The following is a 2,899-nucleotide window of genomic DNA, read 5'->3' on the forward strand; positions in this document are numbered from 1 at the left end:
CGATACGAACTAGAGCATGGTGGGGTGCGAAGTGACGATGGATCCGAGCAAGTCCCACTCCCACGTGGCTGTGACCACGAGTCAATGCAACGCTATTGCATCGGGAAAGACGTCTGTCCATACTCGATCTACCACTCCATCAACTGGGATGAAGACATGTGGACCGAACTTGAGAGCCGAAACAGATAGCTAACAGCGCCCTGCATCTCCCCTTCTATTTCCCTATCCAAGACCGACGAGAGGAATCACTGGGGCTTGATCGTCTCCCTCTGGAACCGAGATCACCAATCCAGCTACACGGAAACACTCATCTTCCTTATGGGAACTCTCTTCTCAGTTTTTGGTAGCGGAAAATACAGGGAGAAATCTGAAAAAACCTCTTAGAGACTTTTTCGCCCCTCCTCAAAAGCGGGTTCGGCCTCGGTGGTTAATTATAGATACAATAGAAAGAAAAATGCCGAATTAGTACAGGTTCTGTCGTACTGACGGACAATACAGGCTGTAAAAGCTAGAATGCAAAGCTAACAAAGAGAAAAATACGAGTACAACCGAGGTTCTGTCGTACTGGCGGACAATACAGGCTGTAAAAGCTAGAATGTAAAGCTAACAAGGAGAAAAATACGAGTACGGCCGAGGTTCTGTCGTACTGAGGGAGAATACAGACTGTAAAAGCCAGAATGCAAATCTAACAAGGAGAAAAATATGAGTACGGCCGAGGTTCTGTCGTACTCTGTAGGGATACGAAGAATATTCCATGGAGTAAATCTATGTAATTGCCGATAATCAGGGGAACACCCCTGTTCGGCCCGTTCTTTTTCACGAGGGTAATTAGAAAAGCTAAATTGCGGGTAAAAACAGCCGAAACTTGTAGGTAAAGATACTGAAGCCCGCAAAAGCTGTCGATAAGAGGGGGGTTGACATATTCATAGAACCAGAAACCTCGACAGAACCTCGGTTCTTTTCGGTGTTTTTGGACATCGGTGTTCTATATAGTAATCTGACGGTCAATAACTCAGAGCGGGATCTCAACAAGATAAAATCTGTAAAGCGGTATTTCTGCGGTTTGAGTGGAGGTTCTGTCGTCATCTGTCTTAATATCCGATTCCATATGGTTAGGTTCCGTCGTTTAAATCGACTTAGCGCTCGGTTCCGTCATTTTAATTCCGTAAGGGGGGTAAAATATGCCGATTATACCTGGTTTGCAGTCCTAAGTAAAGGGGAGGTATAGCAGGTATAATGAGGGGTGTGCAGGAGGTCGGAGAGAGGGCGGGGGAGGTCGGGCCAGGGCACAGCCAGTTGGAGTACCGGGGCGTTGGGGTACATACAGAATATGACACACAGACGCGCCGGGCAGCGCCGGCGCTGTTGACGGGGGGTCCAACCGTGCAGCACCGGGTGGCGTCGGTCGGAGACATAGGGGGCCGTCGCCACACCAGGACAGCGGACAGCCGAGACTCGGGTGGACTGGACTAGAGCAGAGAGACAGTCGGGCAGCTGGCGGCGCCAAGAGATGGAGATGACGACGTCGAAGCCATCGAACGGGGATGGGGGGCCCTCGCACCAGCGACAGATACGGATCACCAGATAGAGTGAGTCGTCAACGTGGGCACACCAAAACAGTCGCAGATTGAGTGGTCCCCTGACGAGCGCGATGACAAACAGCGCCGGCAATAGCACACAGGATAGATAGACAGACGGACTCGAGAGAGTCGGGCGGCTTCGCAACTGGAGCCACGACAGGCTGGGTGGATAGGGATTTGTCTCTGGCAGGTCGAGTGAGGACAACACAGCCATGTACGACGAGTGTCAGAACACAGACTGCGAGGAGACGACCCAGATAGAGATACTCGCACCGGGGGACTGGAAGGGCAGCGCCGTCGACGGAGAGTTGCACTTCTGTGGGCTCGCGTGCCTACTGGAATTCTGCACGGACGAGTCGAACTTCCCCGTGTGCAAGAGCACGGGGGAGATGCCCACCGACGAGATCCTGGTGTACCAGCCAGCCCTCGAGATCGAGGAGGCGGTGGCGGCGGCGGGCGTGGCAGGAGGTGACCGAGATGTGTGAGGACTGCGAGGTACCCGCGAGTCAGGACGCCGTGGAGCAGAGCTCCACGAGCCCGGCTTCGACGGCTCAGCCGGACGCCGCCGGCCAGTGCGGTCGGTGTGGGGATGGCCCCATCGTGGAAGGGGTGACGTTCGAGGGCGGGACCAGACGGGAGGCTGGACTCGTGAAAACTCTGCGGTGCAAGAAGTGCGGGCACATCGCAGAGAAGTAGGGAAGGTCGTCTCTCGTTTGCTGGTGGTCCGGGCACTCGACTGGAGCGGTGGCAGTCACGCGCTCCGTCCCTCGCTCAGGAATTCGCTCGGTCGGGCGCGGACTGCGCTCCATCGTGCTCACTCCCGGTGGTCGTTGCGCGCGATCCCGGATGGCTGGTGCTGGCGTCGAAGTCGGACAGGTGGGACAGGAGGCTCTTGGTGACGGGGAAGAGAGGCGGCGGTGGTGCCAGGAGGGAGAGAAGTCGGACTCGGTATATAGAGAGACAGTGGATAGTGAAGACGAAGTGGGGACTTGCTTCCAACATAGGCAGACTGTCCACTACGTGTCCCGCTCTGATCGTCGAGTGTGATGGGGAGTGGTGTGTGCGTGGTCGGGTTCGGTGGACGGGTGCAAGTGTGGAGGGCTCGGGAGAGGTGTTGGCCGTGCCCATGGGGGAGACAGTGTTCGGTGGTGCCCGAGTAGGACCGAAGGGACTGGGGCTGGGACTGGATCTGGAACTGCCCCGCTCACTCCGACTGGGATGGCCAGTGGACGTGGGACGAGAGGGAGTGTGATCGACTCGGCGACCGTCGCCGTGTGGCCCCTGCCAGCCCTCGGCGTGCTCGCGGTCGCTGCGCCAGA

The 2,899-nt window shown here is 56.3% G+C and carries 1 protein-coding gene; it reads left to right on the top strand.

Going from position 1 to position 2,899, the window contains the following annotated elements; all coding sequences use genetic code 11:
* Window positions 1–1,792 precede the first annotated feature (1,792 nt).
* Window positions 1,793–2,065, top strand: a complete 273-nt coding sequence (locus BMX17_RS24650; RefSeq protein ID WP_092665244.1) for a hypothetical protein — start codon at window positions 1,793–1,795, stop codon at window positions 2,063–2,065.
* Window positions 2,066–2,899 lie beyond the last annotated feature (834 nt).

Origin of the sequence: Halorientalis persicus (assembly GCF_900110215.1) — an archaeon.
In the GTDB taxonomy this organism is placed as follows: Archaea; Halobacteriota; Halobacteria; order Halobacteriales; family Haloarculaceae; genus Halorientalis; species Halorientalis persica.

Coding starts and splice junctions, on each gene's coding strand:
- BMX17_RS24650 (WP_092665244.1), top strand. CDS start 1,793: ATGTACGACGAGTGTCAGAACACAGACTGCGAGGAGACGACCCAGATA.